This is a genomic window from Acinetobacter sp. YH12134 (genome assembly GCF_013418555.1).
GTDB lineage: Bacteria > Pseudomonadota > Gammaproteobacteria > Pseudomonadales > Moraxellaceae > Acinetobacter > Acinetobacter indicus.
Genome location: NZ_VPBT01000002.1, coordinates 21734 through 44055 on the forward strand (window position 1 = coordinate 21734; position 22322 = coordinate 44055).

The window sequence follows — 22322 nt, forward strand, 5'->3', positions numbered from 1 at the left end:
ACCGGGCTTATGCAGATAAAAACTGCTGGATTTTATCAACCACTTCAGCAGTTTTCTCTGCATGCAGCCAATGCCCCGCATTTTCAACAGTTTCAATATTGGCCTGACTAAACTGCTGTTCAATGGCAGCATAGTGTTCCGGTTTAGATAAATACGGAGAGGCGCCGCCACGAATAAATAAACTTGGTGCATCCACCTTGACTGACTGCCAAGATAAAATTTTCGGATAAGATGCATAAAGTGCATCAACATTAAATAACCACTGCCCTTTACTAAACGATTTCATCAGAAACTGAATCACTGCATCTTCACGCAAATGCTGCTGCATAATCTGGGTGGCATCCTGGCGTGATTCCACTTGTGCTTTTTTGACGGCAAATAACGCCTCAAACACTTGGTCATGATGATTTTCCTGATAGGCAAATGGCGTCATGTCCAGCACCACCAGTTTTTCTACCCGCTCTGGTGCAAGGTCAGCCAGTTGCATGGCAATTTTTCCACCCATGGAATGGCCAATCACGATAAATTTTTGTACCTGAATCGCATCCAGGGTTTCCAGTACATCTTGCGCCATCTCGGTATAGCTCATGCTCTGGCGATGTTCTGATTTTCCGTGGTTACGCACATCAATCTGGATGACCGGATAACGTTCCTGTAACGCACGTGCCAACATACCCAAATTACTCAGGCTGCCAAATAAACCATGAATAAGAACAACCGGAATGTCGGTGCTTGATAGATGTTGTTGTGAAGTCTGGAAATTGAGCAGCATTTTTGATTCCTTGAATGCATCGGTTTTGGCTTTCTCGATATTATAGGATAAGTGTTTTATTAAAATTGTATTTCTGCTTAGGCTATTTTGTATCAGGCCAAAAATATCGGCCAGTTGCACGAAAGCATTGGCCGATCCAGTTTATTTGTTGAAATAATTGAGTGGCAGTTTCAGATAGCGCGTGCCATTGGCTTCCGGTTCAGGGAAATGTCCGGCCACCATATTGATCTGAATGGCAGGCAGAATCAGTTTTGGCATCGATAAACCGGCATCACGGCGATTACGCATTTCTACAAACTCAGCTTTTTGCGTGCCATCGTGAATATGGATATTCTCGGCTTTTTGCTGCTGGATACTGGTTTCGTGTATAAAGACCTCACGCCCTTCAGGTAGATAGTCATGGCATAAAAATACCCGTGTCTGCGCTGGCAGCTCATACAGTTTTTGCACGGAATCAAACAGTTGCTCTGCACTACCCTTCGGGAAATCGCAGCGCGCAGTGCCATAATCCGGCATAAACAAGGTATCGCCGACAAAGACTGCATCACCAATCACATAGCTTAAACAGGCTGGTGTATGCCCTGGTGTTGGAATATTGTAGGCCGTTAATTCACCAATACTGAATTGCTCATGATCATCAAACAGATAATCAAAGGCTTGATGCGCATTCAAATATTTCAAATCCAGATTATAAATACGGCCAAACGTATCCTGCACCACAATAATCTTGTTACTGATGGCAATTTTTCCACCCAGCTTTTCTTTTAAATACTGGGCTGCGGTCAGATGATCTGCATGCACATGGGTTTCTAAAATCCATTCAACGCTTAGGCTATTTTGCTGAATATAGCTAATAATTGCGTCTGCACCTTCAGTCGAGGTAGATGCCGAAGCCGCATCATAATTCAAGACGCTATCAATAATTGCACATTGCTGCGTGGCCGGATCGGTCACTACATAGCTGAATGTATTGGTCTCTTTGTCAAAAAAATGTTGTACAACTGGCGTAGCGGTCATGATTTTTTCCCTAAAAGTCGATGATGGAGATACATGCCATACATCATCGCAGCAATAAAGTACAGCGCCTGATAATAGCCCAAACCAATTAACGTAAAGCTAGGTGCAGGACAAATGCCGGCAATTCCCCAGCCAATCCCAAACAAAGCGCTGCCGATAATCAGTTTAGAATCTAGCTGATTTTGCCGCGGTAACTCAATGGCCTCATGATACACCGTCTTAGGTTCGGCCTGACGTACTGCCTTTTGAAACGGAATAAAAGCCACGGCGATGGCACCCATCATCACAAAAGCCAGACTGGCATCCCAATCCCCAAAAATATCCAGAAAACCTAGTACTTTTTCCGGATTGGACATACCCGAAATCATCAGGCCCAATGAAAATAATCCGCCAAATAGAAACGCCCAGATATTTTTCATTTTAGAATGCTCCTGTGATATGGCGGATGACATACACTGTCAATACGCCCGTCAGCATAAAGGTCAAGGTCGCTACCATCGAACGTTTGGATAAACGGCTGATTCCACAAATACCATGACCACTGGTACAACCCGAACCTAAACGGGTCCCAAAACCAACCAAAATACCGGCCACCACCATCATGAGTGGTCTGGCGTCAAGTTCAATCTGTGGCTGCTGCCAGATTCCATAAATAAACGGCGTAACAAACAGTCCCAATAAAAACCACAGCGCCGGTGTTTTAAAGATGGTGCTTGGCTGCATCACCTGAGCCAGCAAACCACTAATCCCTGCGATTCGTCCGTTCACATATAAATAGCCGACCACGGCGGCCCCTAATAAAAGACCACCTAAAAACGCAATCAGGAAATCATGCATCGCCATACACTCAAAACATTATATGTTTTTATAATATATAAAATATCAATAAATAGCTATCTTTGTTTACAAAGAGCTAATCACCTCCCCTTTCCTTTATTCTGGCTTTTACGCTGTCATTCGCTGATTAAGGAGAGTATTGCTTAGGCTATTTTAGGGATAAAGGAATGAGAATGAAGCGTTTAAAAAATAAGGAAAATAAAAAAGCTTCCACTGACTAGAGGCTTAGCGCGGCCAGCACATCTCTAAAATAGGACTTGGATAAAGACTATTTTAGTTTAATAAACCGCCTTACAGGTCGTAAATGGAAAACAGTTTGCTAGAAAAATCATGTGAATTAATTAGCTGATCTTGATAGTTGGGCAAATCCCCCGAATATATCCTCGGGGAATTTTGTACTTCGGCAGAATATTATGTAGTTTGGCTTTAATTTCTTGGCGTTTTAAAGCTGCTGATCAGAAATAGAGATGAGTACCCATCCAAGTGAACTGACTTACTCAAAAGCATTTAAAACTTTCTCTACAAACCACTCTGGCAACACCTGCGCCTCGGGATTTATTTTTAACAGCTCGGCATTTTCAATCTCGGCCAGAAAAGATGCGGCTTGACCATCCGTCGAGTTATCAAAAAAGTAGGTTCGATCTGTGGCATCCACCGCCTGCATTAATAAATCCATACTGCGGTAGTAACGCTGTTTAATCTTTTGTTCAGGCACGCCATGCCCGCCCTTCTCTACGCGATACTGCACCCGCGCAATATTAATCAGCGGATCAACCGTGGAAACATAGTACAGATAGGTTTTAAATCCGTGGCGTTTTGCCTCATGTAAAAATTCCACTTTGGAAATATGCGACATCACTGTTTCAAAGGTAAAACTCACCTTTAAACGTAAAAATTCCAGGCGAATATAATCAATAATACGCGCGCATAAATAGGAATCGATTTCTGCAGGATCAAACTGTACGCAGCTTGCACTGATTAACACCGGTGGCTGACGTAATAAAGGCACCCATGTATTTGCCTGCGGTCGTTGTTTTTGTTCTAGAAAGGAAATTAAAGCGGCTGCATTCAATGCCCGATGATAATGGTCCAAATGCAAAACTGCAGAGTGTTTAAGCTGATATTCGAGTTCATCTGCATTTAAATATGCCCCAATATGATGGGGCAACAAATATTCCTTAATGGTACTTTTTCCTGAACCATTCGGACCTGCAAACATCCTGATGCGGGGTTGTGGCATAAATTAGTGAACGGTCTGTAATTTCTTTTTGCGTGTCAAGGTTTTTGGAAGATGCTGCGCACTACGATAAGCCGCCGATACATCTTTCATTACGCTTTCCTGACCATTCGGCTGGCGCTGTACCAGTTGCTGATCTTTCACATACACCACAGTTGAAGACGCACATGCCTGCTTAAAGGCATCACGAAATGCGTGAATCGCCAGTTTTGGAATCATATCATCCTCCACCTTGCCTGCTTTCATAATCGTATAAGCTGTCATTGGACAACTCCTGTTCACACTGTGTGTAATATGTCTTTATCTTAGCACATCAGGGCTATTTGTCTATTTATACAGCACTTCGCCGATACAGAGTTGTCACAGGCTGAATTAGATAGATCTGTCTTACTTAGGCTAAATTAAGATATTTGTCGCTTTTAAGAAGATTTCCCCTTAATTAAAGCAATACTGTTATTTTTTAATTCTAAAATCAAGGCCCTACTCGCCAAACCAGTTTAGGCAATACGTGAACTATCAAATTTTGCCAACCTTGCCTGAACGGCTTTCGTACAGAAAGACACAAAACTGTCTTTTTCAATGAAAGAATTGGTCAATGACTTCCTGAAAATAAATCTAACGCTTTTGACTTCAACCTGCTCTCGTGTTCGTCACAATGACTATCCATGATCAGGATTGCTCTTTTCCTATTGGTGCTTTAAATACTCGAATACACCCTCTATCTGAAAGATCAGCCCAACTATAAAGCACATGCTAAACTGATCTAAACAGCACGCTAATGACTGATCTAAGTACTATATCCCAAGCACAGAATAAAGATAAATATTTGTAATTCAATAATAAATTAAGATAGCAACACGGTAGTTTAAAGCCAGATAAAACAGAATCTATAGCGGCAACCTCTCAGCAGATATATTGAATGGTATAAATTTTAAAACGCGGCCAATTCAATATAGAAATCAGGAGGAGGATAAAAACTCCCCAAATTCAGGGATAGCATTCCGGGGGAAATCCAGAGATAAAACCGGATGCACATGCAGGCCATCTACTTGGGCTTAAACTCATCAAACTATTTTGCGGCAAACCTGTGAATGGTTTTGGTCAATTCTCATTACAATGTAAAAAACCGTAATTTCGTGCAAATTTGGAATCTTTTAACATTGCGAATTGTATGCAAAGTTTGCATGATATAGCCATATTTTGCGACATGCTTTTCACGTAAATTTAAAGAAATTATAAAAAAAATGTGGAATTTCATGCCATAATAAGCAAACTTTGCAGACATCTTGCAAAGACTATTTGCAACTTATTAATTGGAGCAGGCTGGATGAGTTCAACCATTTTGGTTATTCATGGACCGAATTTAAATTTGCTAGGAAAGCGAGAACCTGAGGTTTATGGACACCTTACCCTTGAGGATATAAATCAGCAGCTCATGACACAAGCGCAAAATGCATCATTTTCGCTAGAAACTTTCCAGAGTAACTGGGAAGGTGCCATTGTCGACCGAATTCATCAGGCAGGTCAAGAAGGCGTTCAATTCATCATTATTAATCCTGCAGCCCTGACCCATACCTCAGTCGCAGTACGTGATGCACTTCTTGGCGTTGCCATCCCGTTTATTGAAGTCCATCTGTCTAACGTGCATGCACGTGAAGCATTTAGACATCATTCATATTTGTCCGATAAAGCTGTAGGCGTGATCTGCGGATTGGGTGCAAAAGGCTATGCTGCTGCACTTGACTACGTTATCGAAAAAATTCAACTCACTTCGCAATCTTAATTAGGAATACTGTCTCATGGATATCCGTAAAATCAAGAAACTCATCGACCTGATGATTGAATCTGACTTACAAGCGATTGAAGTTAAAGAAGGCGATCAGGCGATTGCGCTTACTCGTCGCAGTCCAGTAGTAGCGGCAGCGGTTCCAGCAATGCCTGCACCAGCAGCAGATCTGCCATCAGCACCGAAATCTTCTCCACGTGGCGCAGTTGAAACTTCTCCAATGGTTGGTGTGTTCTATGCAGCACCAAGCCCAGGTGAAGCACCTTTTGTGAAAATCGGTCAAACCGTTTCTGCAGGTGAAACCTTAGGTATTATCGAAGCCATGAAAATCATGAACCCGATTGAAGCGACTCAAAGCGGTGTGATTGAAGAAATTCTAGTTAAAAATGGTGAAGTGATTCAGTTTGGTCAACCACTCTTCCGCTACCGCGCTTAAGACCACGGGGACTCACAATGTTGCAAAAAGTTTTAATTGCAAACCGTGGTGAGATTGCGCTTCGCATCACCCGGGCCTGCAAAACTTTAGGAATCAAAACTGTCGGTATCTATTCCGATGCCGATAAAGACCTGATGCATTTACGTTTCTGTGATGAAGCCGTGTGTATCGGTCCGGGCGCGAGCAGCGACAGTTATCTGAATATTCCTGCGATTATTACCGCAGCAGAAATTACCGGTGCTGATGCCATTCACCCGGGTTATGGTTTCCTGTCTGAAAATGCGGAATTTGCCGAAATTGTAGAAAGCTCAGGCTTTATCTTTATTGGTCCGCGTCCAGAACACATCCGCTTAATGGGGAACAAGGTTTCTGCCATTACCGCCATGCGTAAAGCCGGCGTACCGACGGTACCAGGTTCTGCCCATGCAGTAACACCACAAAATGCCCTGGCTGAAGCCAAAGAAATCGGCTTTCCACTGATTGTTAAAGCAGCTGCCGGTGGTGGTGGTCGTGGTATGCGTATTGTTGAACGTGTCGATACCCTGCTGGAATCGGTACAAGCGGCGCAGCGTGATGCGGAAATGTGGTTTGGTGATGATACGGTCTATATGGAACGTTTCCTGCAAAAGCCTCGTCACGTTGAAGTGCAAGTACTGGGCGATGGTAACGGCCATGCCATCCATCTGTATGACCGTGACTGCTCTTTACAGCGTCGCCATCAAAAAGTTCTGGAAGAAGCACCAGCACCAAACCTGCCAGAGCAAGCACGTGCAGATATTTTAGAAGCCTGTGTCAACGCCTGTAAGATGATGCAGTATCGCGGTGCCGGTACTTTCGAGTTCCTGTTTGAAGATGGCGAGTTCTTCTTTATCGAGATGAACACCCGTGTTCAGGTAGAACACCCGGTAACTGAAATGGTCACAGGTATTGATATTATTGAACAACAACTGCGCGTTGCCGGTGGTTTAGGCCTCGACATTCAGCAGGAAGATGTTCAGGTGAAAGGTCATGCCATTGAATGCCGTATCAATGCGGAAGATCCATCAACCTTCCTGCCATCACCAGGCAAGATTGAAAACTTCTACGCGTCTGGTGGTGCCGGTATCCGCTTAGATTCACATATCTATCCGGGCTATAGCATTCCGCCTTATTACGACTCGATGATCGCTAAACTGATTGCGCATGGTAAAGACCGTAGCACCAGTATTGCGCGCATGCGTCAGGCGCTGGATGAAATGATTTTGACCGGTGTGAAAACCAATATTCCATTACATAAAGATCTGATCTTGCAAGATGAAAACTTCTGCAAACAGGCAATGGATATTCACTACCTGGAAAAGCATTTGTTAAAGCAGCTTGAAGGTGCCAACAAGGAAGCCTAAGCGTTTCCTTGTGAAAATAAAAAAACCGCTGATTTCAGCGGTTTTTTTATGGCTGAATTTCAGCTTTAAGGCAAAACACGGCGCAAAGTGGCAAAGCACTGTTCGGCTTTTTCATTACTACAGAAATGAATAGTATGCGGGTTTTTCCATTGCACAAAATATTGTGAAATTTCCCCGGTCTGATCTTCCTGATAACCGGAACAATCGACCTCATTATTGTCATATTTAATTTGCATGATTAAGGCAGGTAAACTGCTGGCCGGATCTTCTGCCGGCTGATAGTCATAGATGCCAGACGACCATTCCTGACCGCTTTTGATAATGACATCGTTATCACCCCGAAAATTATAATATTCAATACATTTGCGGTCATTTGGAATTTCCATGCCCCACAATCCCACAATTTCAGGACGGGTAATGACACGAACGGTATTGGCATTGACAGGCGCTTTTGCAGCGGTTGCCGCAGCACTATTTGTTGTTGTCGTTTTTGTTTCATTGGCCATCACGGCAGTGCAACATACTAACATTAAACTGGTGAGATAAAGTTTTTTCATACATTGATTCAATGATATAAAGTACCCGCTAACGTTAGCATATTTTTTGCAATAAACTTAGTGCATAAACATAACTCAACAATTTTTTTAAGCCCCAAAATCGCTATTTTTTTACTGTTTAAATTTTAATCTCGCCTTGCAACTTTGCGTAAAATCTCTTACAACAGTTTCTGACAATTTATATTTTCAGGATTGAAAATGAAGTTACAAGAATATTTAAAATATGATGGTCTGGGGCTGGCCGAATTAGTGGCAAAAAAAGAAATTCAGGCATCGGAACTGCTGGAACTGGCCGTACAACGCGCCGAACAAAGCAAAAGCCTGAATGCAATTATTATTCCGATGCATGAACATGCCCAGCAACGCGTACAAGGACCATTGTCTGGTCCATTTGCTGGGGTACCCTTTCTGGTCAAAGACCTGTTTCAGGAATATGCGGGCTACCCAACTTCTTATGGCTGTCAAGGCTTAAAAAGAATGGGCTATATTCCCGAAACAAACGCTGAAATTGTCAATCGTTGGGAACAGGCCGGAATTGTGACTTTTGGCCGTACCAACACTCCTGAATTCGGAATCAAAGGCATTACCGAACCGGATGCTTGGGGCAGCTGTAAAAACCCGTGGCATTTAAAACATAATAGTGGAGGCTCATCGGGTGGTTCTGCGGCTGCTGTGGCCGCCGGTATTGTGCCACTGGCCGGTGCCGGCGATGGCGGTGGCTCGATTCGTATTCCTGCCTCTTATTGCGGCTTGTTCGGTTTAAAGCCGAGTCGTGGCCGTACCCCATGGGGACCGTCCATGAGTGAAGCCATGCACGGCGCTGCCATTCAGCATGTGTTGACGCGCAGTGTCCGGGATAGCGCTGCCATGCTTGATGCAACCCACGGCGAAGAACACAGCTCTTTATTTAAGATTCAGCGCCCGGAAGGTCAATATCTGCAGCTGATGCAGCAAGCACCAAAAAAACTGAAAATTGCGTTTAGCACCCGCTCTCCAATTGGCACCGCTGTATCTAAAGATGCTATTCAGGCGATTGAGCACACTGTAAAACTCTTAACCAGCCTTGGGCATGAAGTAATTGAAGATCAGCCGGCTATTGATGGCATGCAACTAGCCAAAGATTTTATTACCACCTGGTTTAGTCAGTTCTCTTATATGCTGAGTCAGATTCGCGCGCAGTATCCTTCACGCAATGATGATTTCGAGCTGGATTCACTGGCGCTGGCCGCATTTGGCGCCAAAACCTCTGCGCTGGATTATATTCATAACCTGAATAACTGGGGCGTTTATACCACGCAAATGAACCAGTTCTTTGACCGTTATGATTTATATCTGACCCCAGCCACAGCCTCTGTGGCACCCCAGAATGGCGAAGTTAAAACCCCAGCCTGGCAAAAACCGGTGTTAAAAGCCTTGCTGAAAGTCGGACAGGCGCATCTGTTAACCCAAGGCAAACTGGTCGATCAGATTGTACGGGAAAACCTGAAATGGGTACCTTTTACCCAGCTGGCCAATATTACCGGCTTACCGGCGATGTCTGTGCCACTGTACTGGAATAAACAGCACTTGCCTTTAGGTTCTCAGTTTATTGCACCTTTCGCCCGTGAAGATATATTACTACAACTGGCTGCACAACTGGAACAGGCTCAGCCGTGGTTCCCGCAATATCAACACATCAAAATTTAAAGACTTGAATAGCCTGATTCAACAGCCGGTCGATATGACCGGCTTTTTCTACGCCTGTTTTTGCAGCTGTTTCGGCAAACCAAAGACCAGTAACAAGCCCAGCAATGTAGATAAGCCAGCCCAGATAAAGACCGTTTGCCCTGAAAAAATATCCCAATAATAACCGGCCAGAATACTTCCCAACGCCACACCCATACCCCACATAGTGCTATAGATAGCTTGCCCTCGCCCTTGCTGACCCAAACTAAAATTCTGAAAAATCACCCGCATCGCAATCACATGGAATAAGCCAAAACTAAAGGCATGAATGGTCTGGGCAAAAAACTGGGCGATAAAACTGTCAGGTAACATACCCACAATAATCCAGCGTAAACCGGTCAGCAGCAAACAGGCCATCACCAGCGTTCGCCATGACCAGCGCGACAGGAAAAAGGTTGCATAAGCAAACATGATAATTTCCGCAATCACGCCTACTGACCACAACAAACCAATTATTGAAGTACTAAAACCAGCCTGACTCAGATAATTGCTATAAAAACTGTAAAACGGCGCATGCGAAAACAGCAGAATAAACTCAATGAGGAAAAAACAGGCCACCACAGGTCGTTTTAACACCGGCCACAAAGGTTCCAGCTGTTTTTGGGAACTAGGTGCAGCGCTGGGTTCTTTAATGCTAAAAGACCAGATAAATGCCAGAAACGCGATACATAGCAACAATACTGGCAGCATGGAGATTGGAATAATTTCCAGCAACGCGCCGATACCAAATACCGCAACAATAAAACCGACCGATCCCCATTTACGCACCTTGCCATACAGCTGTTCACGTTGATCGCCCAGCCAGAATAAAGTCACCCCTTCAAACTGGGCCAAAATGGCATTCTGGAAAAAGCTGAAAATCAGCATCAACAACGCGACTGACTGAAAACTATTCGGAATGATAAACAGCATGAACCAGATACAGGCTTCCATCCAGGTGGCAATACGCACCAGCAACATACGTTTACCGGATTTATCGGCAATCCAGCCCCAAATAAAAGGCGCAAAAAACCGGGTGATAATTGCAATGGAAGACAGAATCCCGATTTCCTGATAATTAAAGCCCTGATCTTCCAGATACAGGCTCCAAAACGGCATGAAGGTTCCAACAATGGCGTAGTAAAAGAAGTAGAAACCGCCGAGCCGTGTACTGATTGCAAGTGATCGCATTAGCCGCCCAATCCTTGCATGTTAAATCTGTGATGGAACTTTATGAGTGCATTGGGTTGCATGTATTTGCCTTTGCTTGCAGTTGAGGATGATACTGCTGAGAAACTCTGCCGAATTTCAGTATTTTAGCACTTGCTTTGTGACGCAACTCAACAGATTGAAAAAAGAAATCCTTAAGATGAGATCAGATGCAGATCATTTAATATGCAGCCAGAAGCCCCTTATCTTTCGTGATCACTGATCATCTGGGCGATTTAACTCAATAAATCGTCTAGTAGCGCAATCTATTACAAGCTTCTTATCGAAGCCTAGAATTGACCAATGGGCGCTATTAAGATTGTTTATATAAGTCACAAATTTTTTCGTTTGTCATATCACCCGTCATCGAATGAATGTGTGATCACCCCAAATCTGGAGCGCTACGTTGCATTTGTCCGGTTTCCGAGCAAACAAGAACAGATGGCTTTGTTGCACAAAGATTTCATAACTATATGATTTTAAAAGTTTTGATTATTTTTTGATCCAAAATTAAATTTATTTAAATCAGATGCTTACATATTTATGCAACAAAGCCTGTCATAAATAAAATACTTTTGTATATAAATAAAACCCACGCCTCTCTTTATTCTATTTAAAAGCATGTAACCGTTTAATACGACGTGAATATCTGCCGCTGATTTGTATCGCTTTTATTGCTTTTCATCTTTTGCGCGATAGCTTGCAGTAGAGTGAAAAAAATCCTGTTCTTGAGGCAGCAGTATGGCCAAGTTTCGTCATCATGAACTGCAACAACATGCGGAGGTCTTTACCGCTAACGGCGTTCATCTGGGCCAAATTGAACAGTTTCTGGATTTAGATCGAATCCAACTAAGTCAGGATGCCGAAGGCAAAGCACATCTGATCCCGCTATCTTGGGTGGGTGATATTTGTGAGCAGCGTATAATCCTGATTAAAAACCTGCAAGAAGTACAAGAAACCTGGATTGAAATACCGCAATAAATTTTGATATCAACCGGACTTTATTCGAGGATCTGCTTATGAATCAGCTGCCGCATCTTTCATCCGTTCAACAATCTTCGCTTTCAATACAGGCCTGTCTGGAATGCATTGTTGCCTGTCAACGCTGCGCAGATGCCTGTTTACACGAAGAACATGTGCAGATGATGCGAACCTGCATCCAGCGCTGTTTGGACTGTGTTGAAACCTGCAAACTCTGTGTTGCCTTTGAAGTTCGCAACTCGGAGCTACATCATTTAGCCATGGACCTGTGTGCCAAAGCCTGTGAACTGTGTGCCGAAGAATGTGGCCAGCATGAAGATGAACATTGTCAAAACTGTGCCCGCGCCTGTCGTGCCTGCGCAGAAGCCTGTCAGATTGAAGGTTAATATGGTTTAACGAATCTCAACTGGAAAATAAAAACCACCCGAAGGTGGTTTTTATTTTTAAAAGAGCACGACTCTGGTTTGCCCTAATAAGTAAATCAGACAGGTGATAATACATGAAGCACTCACCAGAACCGTAATATCTAAAGACCGTCGTGTATTCACTTTCATATCCATACTCCTTTCTTATTATTGTTCTGTTCTTATACCAAGAAATAGTGATATGACCAATTGCATTATATTACAAAAGCTCACCTATTTATAATATACATCCCCTACATGTATATAAATCCAGAATACTTGGTAATTTATATTAAATTTATATCACCAAAATTAGCAAAAAATAACATTTACTTTTTATCTATTTAAAAATACGGATTATTCTTTTTCCACAAAACTTAATTCATACTCATCTTGGGTCACTTTTAGCTTGATTCCACGATAACGGCGCTTGTCCGGATCGAGTGCAGAATCTCGGACTTCCTTGGAAAAACGCATATCATGCATAAAATGCGCATACAATTTATAGCCCAAACGTAGTTTTTTCGGTTTCTTGCCTTCTTTTAGGCACTTATCAATGGCCTGATTTAAAAACTCCAAGCTGACATCGTTCATCTGCTTTAACCTCACTTTAACCTTTATTCATTAGTTTTAAATATAAGTAGCAAAAGTTTCATTTTTAAGAATATAGAAAAAATAATATATATATGTATAATATAAAAAATATCAGTTATTTAGCTTTGCTCGATTTTTACCATTGTTTAAAATATTTTAATAAATTACATTTCCATTAAAAACTGAAAAAAAAAGAGTCCATACGAGGGATGTATGGACCCAAACTCATAAAGAGGAAAGTCAAGAGAAAATAAGAACTTACAGCGCATATTTCCTGATTAAAATTGTCCTATTTTCCTGGATTTCCAGCATTGGCAAAAGCTTCCATTTTTTATTTTTTTTAAACGATAAGTCATATTTTTCAAAGTAATTTCAAAACGTTACTTGTCACATTTTATTGACTAAGGTGCTGGCGTTAGCTGATAACCCAAGCCTTGCGCCGCACCCAGTTGTGTTGCCGAAATGGTAAAGATGGCAGTCTGGCCGGTACTGGCACCACATACGGTAATATGTACCAGACCATCATGCCCGAGTGCTTCATTATAAACTTCTATCCCGGCCTGCTGCAGTTGCTCTTTCAGCTGCTGTAAACGCACTTTGGGATCATCCCCCTCACACTGCTTTAAACCTAAGGACTTGGTTACATCTACCTGTTGTGCTGGTATAGAAGGTACGCTTTGACATGCCATCAGCGTACAACTGGCAAACATGCCAAATAATAAACCGATCTTCATCTTGCATCTCCTTGATCAAACTGCTGCGAGCTCTGCGCTATACTGATGCTTCCTGCCCTGCAACACGTTTGATTTAACTATGAGAAAAGGAGCTGATGGATAAACATCCCCCAGACTTAGCGCTGTACGGCGGTATCCTGTTTATCTCTTGGATGTTGTGGATGCGGATTCTTTTTATTTGGAATCACTTGTGAATCGGTCTTGGGTTGAGGTTGCTGTTGCTGGGTCTTTTCATTCGAGGTTTTTTCTGGTTTAGCCATCATCGACTCCTGTCTTTATTGTTGTGTTGAACTGTTTTTATTGTTCATGATTTAAGACAGCCGCGCTGTATGGCTTTGGTCAATATTTCAGCTTTATTGTTAATTCAGGCTTTGTTATTGCAACAGTTTTTAAAAATAAGGCGTATAAAAAAGCCGCCCGCAGGCGACTTTCCGTATTATGCCACAGTCACGACTTTGACAATAATACGTTGCAGGTTTTCTGGCTCTGCTGCGTTCTGGACGCGTTTCAGTTCTTTACTAATCACTTTAAACTGATGGTTCTGATAAGAAATTACTGCAGGAATCTGGTCAAAATATAAAGCATCGGCCTGTAATTCCTCCTGGAAAAGTAAGGTTCCTAACTGATAGTCGAGGTCTTTTAAGACCATATATTTCACAATCGTTTTCATTGTATTAACCTACTTTCACTAAGCACTTTATTTTTAGTTTTACCATTCTTTTGCAGCAGAATAAACCGATAATTTCGAGTTTCGCCTAACTGCTATACAATTGAAACCGGAACGCGCGATCTTTAGCGCTAAATGCCTGAATCCGCAACAAGATTGAGGCCGATCTCGCTTAAAATCGCTTGGAAAAGAAGAAGAAATGGAGATTCATCATGCTGAAACGCTGCTGTGATGCGCTGGAACAACAGCAACTGACCATTGCCTTTATTGAAAGTGCCAGTTCAGGCTATTTATGCAGCCAGTTTTCAATTTATAAGAATAGCGGCGCAGATATTTTACTCGGGGCGCTGGTCAGCTATGACCCGAGCATTAAAGCCAACCTGTTACAGATTGATCCGGCACTGATTGCGCATTACACGGCGGAATCTGCGGAAATTACCACGCAGATGGCCTTGCATGGCCAGGCTCTGTTTAAACAGGCCAATATTGTGGTGGCCTGTACCGGTTTGCTAAAACCCGGTGGCAGCGCCTGCGCAGAGAAACCTGAAGGCACTTTTTATATTGCCATTCACTATCAGCAGCAATTGCATAATTTTCATTATCTGCTGGATGGCAGCCCGATTGAACGGCTGGATCAGCTGACCCAATTGGTAGCACAGGAAGTATTGGCGCTTATTTTATCTTCACCCGCCTAGATACACTGTTTCTCATCTTTTCTCCATGATTTTGGCTTAAAGTAAAACCATATCCTGTAATGTGGAGTCGAAGTATGAAACTGGTTCAACCATTATTATTTTCTGCTTTAGCCTGTCTGCCCATCATCAGTTTTGCCACCGTCGGCGGCCAGCAAAGGATTGAAGTGCTGGGCTATGACCAGAAAGATCAAAAAGTCTATCTGCTGCGCCATTATGAAGATGGTCGTGGCCGTTTACCGCAGCTGTATTATTACAACTTTAAATCGAAACAGCCGAATCAGCTGGTTCAGGTCAATTCGCTGTATATTAATCCCAAGACCAAAAAGATTGACTATGACCAGCCGCCTACCCGTTTTAATGCCGAGTTGGCCAAAATTAAAAACCGCCTAAAACCCTTGACCAAGGTTAGAACGCAACAGGCGCAAATTAAGGTTTTGCACAGTAGCAAACGTAGTGCCGACTGGATTAATGGTACGGAACCGGTACCACAGTGGCAATATTGCTATCGCGTTGATGCAGGGAACTTCCGCAGTACCGTCCAGCAATCCACCAGTTACAAGCAAGGCTTGAACATTCACCAGGCCTATAACATCCCGCAGCAGTCCAAAATGCTGGTGACTGTGAAATATTTAGGCATTCCGTTTGAAATGGGCTATCCGATTGAAGATCCGGTTCTGCTCAGCAATTCTCAATAACAGCAAAAATATAGCGGAAAAAATATAGCAACAAAAAATAAAGCCTCAAATGAGGCTTTATTCAATGACACGGCAGATTAAGCCGCCGAGGTACGCTCTGCAATTGGCACCACTTTACGCAGTTCTGGACCGGTATAATCCGCACTTGGACGGATAATACGGTTATCTGCACGCTGTTCCATCACATGCGCCGCCCAGCCGGTCACACGCGACATCACAAAGATTGGCGTGAACAGCTTGGTCGGAATACCCATAAAGTGATAAGCCGAAGCATGGAAGAAGTCTGCGTTACAGAACAGTTTTTTCTCGCGCCACATCACTTCTTCACAGCGGACCGATACTGGATAAAGTACGGTATCACCTACATCTTTGGCCAGACGCTCTGACCAGACTTTAATAATGCCATTACGCGGGTCATTGTCCTTATAAATAGCATGACCAAAGCCCATGATTTTCTCTTTACGCTCCAGCATGCCCAGCATTTCACGCTCAGCTTCTTCTGGAGAGGTCCAGTTTTCAATCATTTCCATAGCCGCTTCATTGGCACCGCCGTGCAGTGGACCACGCAGTGAACCAATCGCGCCGGTAATACATGAATGCATATCAGACAAGGTTGATGCACACACGCGCGCCGTAAAGGTGGATGCGTTAAACTCATGCTCTGCATACAGAATTAACGACACGTTCATCACCTGTTCATGCAGTTCATTTGGTTTTTCACCATGTAACAGATGCAGGAATTGCGCGCCAATTGAATCATCATCGGTATTTTCATCAACACGTACGCCGTCATGGCTAAAACGGTACCAGTAACAGATAATGCCCGGTAAAGCGGCCAAAATACGGTCGGCAACATCTTGCTGTACATCAAACGACTGTTCGGTTTCCAGATTGCCAAGCATCGACACGCCAGTACGCATCACATCCATGGGATGTGAATCGGCCGGAATACGCTCCAGCACTTCTTTTAGTGCATCTGGTAACTGACGTAAAGATTTCAGCTTGGCTTTATAGCTGGTTAGTTGTTCGCTGGTAGGTAATTCACCAAAGAAGATCAGATAAGCGACTTCTTCAAACTGGCAGTTTTCCGCCAGATCCTGCACGTCATAACCACGATAGGTCAGACCCGCACCGCTTTTTCCAACCGTCGATAATGCGGTTTTCCCTGCGACTTGTCCGCGCAATCCAGCGCCAGTCAGTACTTTTCCTTCAGCCATTGTTTTAATTCTCCTGCTTGAACAGTTTATCTAATGTGTTTTCAAAGGTGTGGTAATCTAAAAATTCATATAATTCTTTGCGTTGCTGCATTTTATCCAGCACATGGGTTTGTGTGCCATGCTCACGAATCGACTGCATCACTTCCAGTGCTGATTTTTGCATTGCACGTGTTGCCGACAATGGATATAACACCATACGCACGCCCTGCTCAGCCAGTTCATCAGTGGTGTAATACGGTGTATCACCAAATTCGGTAATATTCGCCAGTACCGGTACACCGACTGCATCACAAACAGTTTTGTACATGGTAATGTCAGTCATGGCTTCTGCAAAAATTGCATCTGCACCCGCCTCAACACAGGCACAGGCCCGGTCAATCACCGCCTGTAAACCTTCTTTTTGCAAGGCATCGGTACGCGCCATCACCACAAAGTTGGAATCGGTCTTGGCATCGACCGCCGCTTTAATACGATCGACCATTTCCTGCTGGGTCACAATTTCCTTGTTCGGGCGATGGCCACAGCGTTTTTGCGCGACCTGATCTTCAATATGCACCGCAGCAGCACCTGCTGCAATCATTTGCTTGATGGTACGGCCAATATTAAATGCACCGCCCCAGCCGGTATCAATATCCACCAGCACAGGTGTATCGACACGTTCTGTAATACGGCGTACATCTTCCAGGACATTATCGAGGCTGGTCATGCCCAAATCCGGCAAACCGTAGGAATAATTGGCGACACCTGCACCCGATACATAAATGGCTTTATAGCCGACCTGTTTTGCCATCATGGCTGCATAGGCATTGACTGTACCGATAATTTGTAAGGGCTTTTCCGTGTCCAGCGCCTGTCTGAATCTTAAGCCTGCAGATGTTTGTTCTGTCATCGTCCTTTCCACAGTAGTTTCTAATTATTGAGGCTTGAGTATACTCAGAATCTTTGCCTAAACCATGACCAATTAGAATAAAGTCCCTAAAACTTTAGTCAAATATTCAAGTAAATCTGTAAGAAAAAAGTCAATACATTTCCGTCTACGCTATTCCATGCCAAGCGGTCATATATTTGCTACAATTATATTTATTCCTTACCAATTGGCGGCCTGCTCCCTGATTATGCATGATTTGGCTCAGTTAGAACCCTTTAGCAAAGATGTCCCTCCGACCAAGCGTGGGCATGAACGCTGTCTGGCTTTATTATTGAGCGCCAATGACCTGTTTCTGGAACATGGCTACGATGCTGTCTCGCTGGATGATATCGTGCATCATGCCGGTGGTTCCAAGGCCTTTATCTATAAATATTTTGGCAATAAAGAAGGCCTGTTTACCGCCATTTGTGATTATCGTGCGGAAAAGTTCTTTAAAGACATTTGCTTACCCTTTGAATCTTTTGAGGGTGATTTACGGGCTTATTTAATTCATACACTAGATAATTTTAAAAGCCATTTAAGTGTGCCGGCCAATTCTGCCTTTTTAAGGTTAATTTTGGAGCGCACCCAGCACAATGTGGAACTGGCGCGTTATATCTATGAACAAGGCCCCAAGCATTTGCAAACTTCCATTGCACATGCGCTGGATCATGCCGCCGCCCAGGGTCTGATTCGCTGTGAGAATTCACTTTATTCAGCGCAGCTGTTCTTTGGCATTCTGCGTAATCTGGAATGGCGGATTTTAATGGGCTTGCCTGTTCAGGATGACCCGCAAACCACAGATGACTATATTCATTACTGTGTCGATCACTTTCTGCAAGGTCACCAAATCGTCTAGTTTTTTGCAATTTCGATTCAATATAGTATATTAGCCGATTCCCTGTTTTATTTAACCAACCAACAACTAATTGTTGTTTTGATTTCAATTTCAGCAATTATTGTGGAGTAACGAATGGCTCTACGTCACTTTCTCACTTTACGCGACCTGTCGACTTTAGAACTTAACCAGATTTTGCAACGCGCAATTGAACTTAAACGCAAGCAGCATCAGCATGAAGTTTTCCAACCTTTTATTGGTAAAGTTTTGGGCATGATTTTTGAGAAGTCGAGTACCCGTACCCGTGTATCGTTTGAAGCTGGTATGAATCAGTTTGGTGGTAGCGCAATTTTCTTATCTCCACGCGACACCCAGTTAGGTCGTGGTGAGCCTATTGAAGATTCAGCACGCGTGATTTCAAGCATGCTGGATATTGTCATGATTCGCACCTTTGGACATGACATTGTGGAGCGTTTTGCTTCTTATTCCAAAGTGCCGGTGATTAATGCCTTAACTGACGATCATCATCCATGTCAATTACTGGCCGATATGCAAACCTTCCTTGAGCATCGCGGTCCAATCGAAGGCAAAACCGTGGCCTGGATTGGTGATGGCAACAACATGTGTAACTCGTATATTGAAGCGGCACACATGTGGGGCTTCAAGCTGAAAGTAGCCGCACCTAAAGGTTATGAGCCACAAGAAAAATTCCTGTCTGAATTTGCTCACTGTGTTGAACTGGTCGATTCTGCTGAAGATGCCGCAGTCAATGCCGATTTAATCGTGACCGACGTGTGGGCCAGCATGGGTCAAGAAGAAGAACAGAAAATCCGTGAACAGGCATTTGCCAACTATCAGGTTAATGAACGCCTCATGGATCTAGCGCATCCAGATTGTCTGTTCATGCACTGCCTGCCTGCACACCGCGGTGAAGAAATTTCAGAAAATATGCTGGATCATAAAAATTCTGTGGTTTGGGATGAAGCGGAAAACCGTCTACACGCACAAAAAGCCCTAATGGAATTCCTGATCAACGAGCATTTAAAATAATTGCTAACCGCATCAAGATAAAAAAGCACCGTTCATTCCCGGTGCTTTTTTCGTTTTGATCAAGTCATGAAATCCGGATTAATGATCATCTTTTAAATAGCGCGCTTCACGAGGAATTTGCAGACTATAGAAGAAACAGATCACCAGCATCACAATCACATAGATAAAGAAACTGTTTTCAATACCGGCTGATTTAAACTGTAAAGCCACTGAAGGGGCTGAGCCGCCAAATACTCCATTACCAACCGCATAAGAGAAACCAACACCGAGTGCACGCACATGCGGCGGGAACATTTCCGCTTTTACAATTCCACTGATCGAGGTATACAGACTTAACAGCATCATCAGGAAAATCAACAGCAAGGCCACCATCATGGGTGAATCACTAAAGGCACGCATCCCGATTGCCATAACAGGATAAATGGCAATCGCCATCAGACCACTAAACAGCAGCATCGAATTTCTGCGACCAATCCTGTCTGATAAAATCCCGAAGAATGGCTGCGCCACCATCAGAATAAAAATACAGCCCGTCATGATTAGCCCGACCGTCTGCGAATCAATGCCGATATTGGTCAGATAGGTTTTGGAATAAACCGTAATCACATAGAAACTAAGTGAACCCGCCGAGGTATAGCCCACCACCAGCAAGAAAGTTTTCCAGTGATTTTTAAACAGCTCTTTTAAGCTGCCCGACTCTTCTTTATCGCTGTCTTCATGTGACAACGTTTCTTCCAGACGGCTTCGTGCCAGCAGTGAGGCAATGGCAGCCAGACCACCAATCACAAACGGAATACGCCAGCCGCCATCCTGTAACTGCTGCTCGGTCATAAAACTCAGGAAAATTACACCCAGCAAGCTGGCCAGTAACTGTCCGCCGGTTAAAGTCACATATTAGAACGAGGCAAAAAAGCCGCGCTGACCTTTTAAACCCAGCTCACTCATATAGGTGGCAACCGCACCATATTCCCCGCCAACCGACAAGCCTTGTAACAAACGCACCAGCAACAGCAGGAACGGTGCCGCCATCCCGACTTGCTCATAAGTCGGCAATGCAGCAAACAGAAAGGAACTGAAGGCCATCAGGCAGATGGAAATCACCATGGACTTTTTACGGCCATGTTTATCGGCAATACGTCCAAACAGCCAGCTGCCAATCGGACGCATAAAGAAGCTTGCCGCAAATACCCCCCAGACATAAATGGCCTAGGTAGAACTATCCATGTTCGGTGCAGTCAGCGCTTGGGTAAAGTAAACCGCAAATACAGCATAGATATAGAAATCGAACCATTCGACGAGGTTGCCCGAGGCCGCCCCGATAATTCCCTTAATTCGACTGGCTTTTTCCTGTTTGGTTTAAGCTTGGCTCAAGGTTTATCTTCCTCATTTTTAATTTATTGAAATTTCTCATGTAGAGGCGATAAGCTCTTGCCACATAAGGAGATATTTTTGCTTAGATACAGCATAAGCACGTTGCCAATATAACTTTTAATGGAAACTTCACACAAAAAATAAAATGTAATTTTTGATCAATTTTTTAGTTAAAAAGTCTTTAAACACAATAATTTATAGATAAATAGATTATATATTTCTTAAATTTATAGAGATAAAGCCAGATCGGATGGTTGCTTATCCGCCCTATTCATGTTGATATAAATGTCTAGAATACAGCTCATAATGTGTGACTCGAATGAACAATAAAATCTATTTGTCGACAGTTTTAGCCCTCGGACTCAGTGCCCTTTCATTCACCAGCCATGCCAGTGAACTGGACCAGTATCTGCAACAAAAACAGATCATTGATGCCGAGTACAAAATCAAGAATACGACCGGACTTAATGAAATTCTGAATATTATTAGTGTGGAAGATTCACGCACCCTGCCGTATCAGGTCGATCAGGATACGATTATTGAACAGATGCAGCTATTTGCAGACCGAGTTGAAGTGAAAGGTTTGATTAGCAGCCCGGATTTCGAGCAGTTTGCTCAGGATGTTGGCCATAGCGAAGTGAAAAAAATCATGAAAAAGAATTTACTGCAGAATTGCGAGATGATTTTTGAGCATCAGTTCCAACGCGTCAATCCCTACCGGATTGAGCTGCAGTTAAGCTCGGCGCAGCAGCAGTATCAGTTACAGCTAAAAAATTCGGAATGTCAATTCTAAACCAACCCGATTAATCACTAACTGCGGTAGTAAATCCTGCCGCAGTAAATTCCCATTTTCAGCCCACAATAACAATAGAAAAATTAACGCACCAGTCCTTGTGGCTGCAAAATAATAATCAGCGCGCCGCACATCACCACCAGACCACCCAGCAGATCCCAACGACTTAAACTGACTTGATCGACAAATTTCAGCCACATCAGCGCGGTAAAAATGTAAATTCCACCATAAGCGGCGTAAATTCGCCCTGATGCTGCCGGATGCAAGGTTAACAGCCAGACAAATACCGCTAGAGCCAATACCGTAGGCAACCAGAGCCAATGTGATTTCCCCTGATTCAAAATTAAATAAGGAAAGTAACAGCCCAAAATTTCCGCCACCGCCGTCACCAAGAACAGACAAACAGTGGTCAGAATTTTAGTGATAGAAAAATCCATAA

The 22322-nt window shown here is 43.4% G+C and carries 26 protein-coding genes and 1 pseudogene; 11 read left to right on the plus strand and 16 right to left on the minus strand.

Features of this window, described 5'->3' with window-relative positions:
• Positions 1 to 7: 7 nt before the first annotated feature.
• The 6 genes from FTU69_RS01570 to FTU69_RS01595 all read right to left on the minus strand — a co-directional run bounded on the left by FTU69_RS01570 (position 8) and on the right by FTU69_RS01595 (position 4127).
• Positions 8 to 772 (minus strand): alpha/beta fold hydrolase, encoded by a 765-nt coding sequence (locus FTU69_RS01570; protein WP_180087981.1) that lies wholly within the window; start codon positions 770 to 772, stop codon positions 8 to 10.
• A 141-nt stretch (positions 773 to 913) separates the two neighbouring features.
• Positions 914 to 1789: an MBL fold metallo-hydrolase gene (locus FTU69_RS01575; protein ID WP_016658157.1), complete on the minus strand. Its 876-nt coding sequence runs from the start codon at positions 1787 to 1789 to the stop codon at positions 914 to 916.
• Positions 1786 to 2208 carry a DUF6691 family protein gene (locus FTU69_RS01580; protein WP_005177782.1) on the minus strand — a complete coding sequence of 141 codons (423 nt, stop codon included), beginning with the start codon at positions 2206 to 2208 and terminating at the stop codon, positions 1786 to 1788. The genes FTU69_RS01575 and FTU69_RS01580 overlap by 4 nt, the downstream gene beginning before the upstream one ends.
• Before the next feature lies 1 nt (position 2209).
• Complete coding sequence (locus FTU69_RS01585) at positions 2210 to 2626, minus strand: YeeE/YedE family protein (protein WP_016658158.1); 417 nt, start codon at positions 2624 to 2626, stop codon at positions 2210 to 2212.
• 493 nt (positions 2627 to 3119) lie between these two features.
• On the minus strand, positions 3120 to 3866 hold the full coding sequence (locus tag FTU69_RS01590) for a hypothetical protein (protein WP_016658159.1): 747 nt from the start codon (positions 3864 to 3866) through the stop codon (positions 3120 to 3122).
• Positions 3867 to 3869: 3 nt separating this feature from the next.
• Positions 3870 to 4127: a hypothetical protein gene (locus FTU69_RS01595; protein ID WP_005177774.1), complete on the minus strand. Its 258-nt coding sequence runs from the start codon at positions 4125 to 4127 to the stop codon at positions 3870 to 3872.
• Between the two features lie 1063 nt (positions 4128 to 5190).
• Here FTU69_RS01595 and aroQ point away from each other — a divergent pair.
• Genes aroQ through accC form a run of 3 tightly spaced genes read left to right on the plus strand, consistent with a single transcriptional unit; the run spans position 5191 to position 7467 of the window.
• Entirely contained in the window at positions 5191 to 5646 is a 456-nt protein-coding gene (gene aroQ, locus FTU69_RS01600) for a type II 3-dehydroquinate dehydratase (RefSeq protein ID WP_005177772.1), read from the plus strand.
• Positions 5647 to 5662: 16 nt separating this feature from the next.
• Entirely contained in the window at positions 5663 to 6085 is a 423-nt protein-coding gene (gene accB, locus FTU69_RS01605) for an acetyl-CoA carboxylase biotin carboxyl carrier protein (RefSeq protein WP_005177770.1), read from the plus strand.
• Positions 6086 to 6102: 17 nt separating this feature from the next.
• Positions 6103 to 7467, plus strand: a complete 1365-nt coding sequence (gene accC / locus FTU69_RS01610) for an acetyl-CoA carboxylase biotin carboxylase subunit (protein ID WP_005177767.1) — start codon at positions 6103 to 6105, stop codon at positions 7465 to 7467.
• Positions 7468 to 7532: 65 nt separating this feature from the next.
• Here accC and FTU69_RS01615 read toward each other — a convergent pair whose 3' ends face one another.
• Entirely contained in the window at positions 7533 to 8024 is a 492-nt protein-coding gene (locus tag FTU69_RS01615) for a hypothetical protein (protein ID WP_218946399.1), read from the minus strand.
• A 198-nt stretch (positions 8025 to 8222) separates the two neighbouring features.
• On the opposite strand from FTU69_RS01615, the gene FTU69_RS01620 reads away from it, so the two are divergent.
• Positions 8223 to 9710 carry an amidase gene (locus FTU69_RS01620; RefSeq protein ID WP_180103388.1) on the plus strand — a complete coding sequence of 496 codons (1488 nt, stop codon included), beginning with the start codon at positions 8223 to 8225 and terminating at the stop codon, positions 9708 to 9710.
• Between the two features lie 48 nt (positions 9711 to 9758).
• On the opposite strand, the gene FTU69_RS01625 is transcribed toward FTU69_RS01620, so the two are convergent.
• A complete protein-coding gene (locus FTU69_RS01625) occupies positions 9759 to 10919 on the minus strand; it encodes an MFS transporter (RefSeq protein ID WP_104470140.1) in 1161 nt (386 codons plus the stop codon).
• A 759-nt stretch (positions 10920 to 11678) separates the two neighbouring features.
• Between FTU69_RS01625 and FTU69_RS01630 the strand changes: the two genes are divergently transcribed.
• Both FTU69_RS01630 and FTU69_RS01635 read left to right on the plus strand, forming a co-directional pair.
• Positions 11679 to 11918, plus strand: coding sequence for a DUF2171 domain-containing protein (locus FTU69_RS01630; protein WP_005177756.1), 240 nt, complete (start codon positions 11679 to 11681; stop codon positions 11916 to 11918).
• Between the two features lie 38 nt (positions 11919 to 11956).
• On the plus strand, positions 11957 to 12304 hold the full coding sequence (locus FTU69_RS01635) for a four-helix bundle copper-binding protein (protein ID WP_016658164.1): 348 nt from the start codon (positions 11957 to 11959) through the stop codon (positions 12302 to 12304).
• Positions 12305 to 12679: 375 nt separating this feature from the next.
• Here FTU69_RS01635 and FTU69_RS01640 read toward each other — a convergent pair whose 3' ends face one another.
• The 4 genes from FTU69_RS01640 to FTU69_RS01655 form a co-directional block, all read right to left on the minus strand.
• Positions 12680 to 12916, minus strand: a complete 237-nt coding sequence (locus FTU69_RS01640) for a hypothetical protein (RefSeq protein WP_005177751.1) — start codon at positions 12914 to 12916, stop codon at positions 12680 to 12682.
• Between the two features lie 401 nt (positions 12917 to 13317).
• Complete coding sequence (locus FTU69_RS01645; RefSeq protein WP_127799543.1) at positions 13318 to 13650, minus strand: hypothetical protein; 333 nt, start codon at positions 13648 to 13650, stop codon at positions 13318 to 13320.
• 116 nt (positions 13651 to 13766) lie between these two features.
• Positions 13767 to 13910, minus strand: coding sequence for a hypothetical protein (locus FTU69_RS01650; protein ID WP_005177747.1), 144 nt, complete (start codon positions 13908 to 13910; stop codon positions 13767 to 13769).
• Between the two features lie 176 nt (positions 13911 to 14086).
• Positions 14087 to 14320: a hypothetical protein gene (locus tag FTU69_RS01655; protein WP_127799541.1), complete on the minus strand. Its 234-nt coding sequence runs from the start codon at positions 14318 to 14320 to the stop codon at positions 14087 to 14089.
• A 209-nt stretch (positions 14321 to 14529) separates the two neighbouring features.
• Between FTU69_RS01655 and FTU69_RS01660 the strand changes: the two genes are divergently transcribed.
• Both FTU69_RS01660 and FTU69_RS01665 read left to right on the plus strand, forming a co-directional pair.
• Complete coding sequence (locus FTU69_RS01660; RefSeq protein WP_127799539.1) at positions 14530 to 15012, plus strand: CinA family protein; 483 nt, start codon at positions 14530 to 14532, stop codon at positions 15010 to 15012.
• Positions 15013 to 15086: 74 nt separating this feature from the next.
• On the plus strand, positions 15087 to 15707 hold the full coding sequence (locus FTU69_RS01665; protein WP_127799537.1) for an aminotransferase: 621 nt from the start codon (positions 15087 to 15089) through the stop codon (positions 15705 to 15707).
• Between the two features lie 77 nt (positions 15708 to 15784).
• On the opposite strand, the gene prpC is transcribed toward FTU69_RS01665, so the two are convergent.
• Both prpC and prpB read right to left on the minus strand, forming a co-directional pair.
• The gene (prpC, locus tag FTU69_RS01670; RefSeq protein WP_180087979.1) at positions 15785 to 16924 is read right to left on the minus strand and encodes a 2-methylcitrate synthase; all 1140 of its coding nucleotides are present in this window, start codon (positions 16922 to 16924) and stop codon (positions 15785 to 15787) included.
• Positions 16925 to 16928: 4 nt separating this feature from the next.
• Positions 16929 to 17813, minus strand: a complete 885-nt coding sequence (gene prpB, locus FTU69_RS01675; RefSeq protein WP_180103389.1) for a methylisocitrate lyase — start codon at positions 17811 to 17813, stop codon at positions 16929 to 16931.
• A 226-nt stretch (positions 17814 to 18039) separates the two neighbouring features.
• On the opposite strand from prpB, the gene FTU69_RS01680 reads away from it, so the two are divergent.
• A complete protein-coding gene (locus FTU69_RS01680; protein ID WP_075167741.1) occupies positions 18040 to 18690 on the plus strand; it encodes a TetR/AcrR family transcriptional regulator in 651 nt (216 codons plus the stop codon).
• Positions 18691 to 18804: 114 nt separating this feature from the next.
• The gene (gene argF, locus FTU69_RS01685; protein WP_005177730.1) at positions 18805 to 19719 is read left to right on the plus strand and encodes an ornithine carbamoyltransferase; all 915 of its coding nucleotides are present in this window, start codon (positions 18805 to 18807) and stop codon (positions 19717 to 19719) included.
• A 78-nt stretch (positions 19720 to 19797) separates the two neighbouring features.
• Here argF and FTU69_RS01690 read toward each other — a convergent pair.
• Positions 19798 to 21051: pseudogene (locus FTU69_RS01690) on the minus strand (MFS transporter).
• Positions 21052 to 21409: 358 nt separating this feature from the next.
• Between FTU69_RS01690 and FTU69_RS01695 the strand changes: the two are divergent.
• Positions 21410 to 21883, plus strand: coding sequence for a hypothetical protein (locus tag FTU69_RS01695; protein ID WP_180087977.1), 474 nt, complete (start codon positions 21410 to 21412; stop codon positions 21881 to 21883).
• 83 nt (positions 21884 to 21966) lie between these two features.
• Here FTU69_RS01695 and FTU69_RS01700 read toward each other — a convergent pair whose 3' ends face one another.
• A complete protein-coding gene (locus FTU69_RS01700) occupies positions 21967 to 22320 on the minus strand; it encodes a YnfA family protein (RefSeq protein ID WP_005177718.1) in 354 nt (117 codons plus the stop codon).
• Positions 22321 to 22322: the final 2 nt, after the last annotated feature.

Coding starts and splice junctions, on each gene's coding strand:
- FTU69_RS01570 (WP_180087981.1), bottom strand. CDS start 772: ATGCTGCTCAATTTCCAGACTTCACAACAACATCTATCAAGCACCGAC.
- FTU69_RS01575 (WP_016658157.1), bottom strand. CDS start 1,789: ATGACCGCTACGCCAGTTGTACAACATTTTTTTGACAAAGAGACCAAT.
- FTU69_RS01580 (WP_005177782.1), bottom strand. CDS start 2,208: ATGAAAAATATCTGGGCGTTTCTATTTGGCGGATTATTTTCATTGGGC.
- FTU69_RS01585 (WP_016658158.1), bottom strand. CDS start 2,626: ATGCATGATTTCCTGATTGCGTTTTTAGGTGGTCTTTTATTAGGGGCC.
- FTU69_RS01590 (WP_016658159.1), bottom strand. CDS start 3,866: ATGCCACAACCCCGCATCAGGATGTTTGCAGGTCCGAATGGTTCAGGA.
- FTU69_RS01595 (WP_005177774.1), bottom strand. CDS start 4,127: ATGACAGCTTATACGATTATGAAAGCAGGCAAGGTGGAGGATGATATG.
- aroQ (WP_005177772.1), top strand. CDS start 5,191: ATGAGTTCAACCATTTTGGTTATTCATGGACCGAATTTAAATTTGCTA.
- accB (WP_005177770.1), top strand. CDS start 5,663: ATGGATATCCGTAAAATCAAGAAACTCATCGACCTGATGATTGAATCT.
- accC (WP_005177767.1), top strand. CDS start 6,103: ATGTTGCAAAAAGTTTTAATTGCAAACCGTGGTGAGATTGCGCTTCGC.
- FTU69_RS01615 (WP_218946399.1), bottom strand. CDS start 8,024: ATGAAAAAACTTTATCTCACCAGTTTAATGTTAGTATGTTGCACTGCC.
- FTU69_RS01620 (WP_180103388.1), top strand. CDS start 8,223: ATGAAGTTACAAGAATATTTAAAATATGATGGTCTGGGGCTGGCCGAA.
- FTU69_RS01625 (WP_104470140.1), bottom strand. CDS start 10,919: ATGCGATCACTTGCAATCAGTACACGGCTCGGCGGTTTCTACTTCTTT.
- FTU69_RS01630 (WP_005177756.1), top strand. CDS start 11,679: ATGGCCAAGTTTCGTCATCATGAACTGCAACAACATGCGGAGGTCTTT.
- FTU69_RS01635 (WP_016658164.1), top strand. CDS start 11,957: ATGAATCAGCTGCCGCATCTTTCATCCGTTCAACAATCTTCGCTTTCA.
- FTU69_RS01640 (WP_005177751.1), bottom strand. CDS start 12,916: ATGAACGATGTCAGCTTGGAGTTTTTAAATCAGGCCATTGATAAGTGC.
- FTU69_RS01645 (WP_127799543.1), bottom strand. CDS start 13,650: ATGAAGATCGGTTTATTATTTGGCATGTTTGCCAGTTGTACGCTGATG.
- FTU69_RS01650 (WP_005177747.1), bottom strand. CDS start 13,910: ATGGCTAAACCAGAAAAAACCTCGAATGAAAAGACCCAGCAACAGCAA.
- FTU69_RS01655 (WP_127799541.1), bottom strand. CDS start 14,320: ATGAAAACGATTGTGAAATATATGGTCTTAAAAGACCTCGACTATCAG.
- FTU69_RS01660 (WP_127799539.1), top strand. CDS start 14,530: ATGCTGAAACGCTGCTGTGATGCGCTGGAACAACAGCAACTGACCATT.
- FTU69_RS01665 (WP_127799537.1), top strand. CDS start 15,087: ATGAAACTGGTTCAACCATTATTATTTTCTGCTTTAGCCTGTCTGCCC.
- prpC (WP_180087979.1), bottom strand. CDS start 16,924: ATGGCTGAAGGAAAAGTACTGACTGGCGCTGGATTGCGCGGACAAGTC.
- prpB (WP_180103389.1), bottom strand. CDS start 17,813: ATGACAGAACAAACATCTGCAGGCTTAAGATTCAGACAGGCGCTGGAC.
- FTU69_RS01680 (WP_075167741.1), top strand. CDS start 18,040: ATGCATGATTTGGCTCAGTTAGAACCCTTTAGCAAAGATGTCCCTCCG.
- argF (WP_005177730.1), top strand. CDS start 18,805: ATGGCTCTACGTCACTTTCTCACTTTACGCGACCTGTCGACTTTAGAA.
- FTU69_RS01695 (WP_180087977.1), top strand. CDS start 21,410: ATGAACAATAAAATCTATTTGTCGACAGTTTTAGCCCTCGGACTCAGT.
- FTU69_RS01700 (WP_005177718.1), bottom strand. CDS start 22,320: ATGGATTTTTCTATCACTAAAATTCTGACCACTGTTTGTCTGTTCTTG.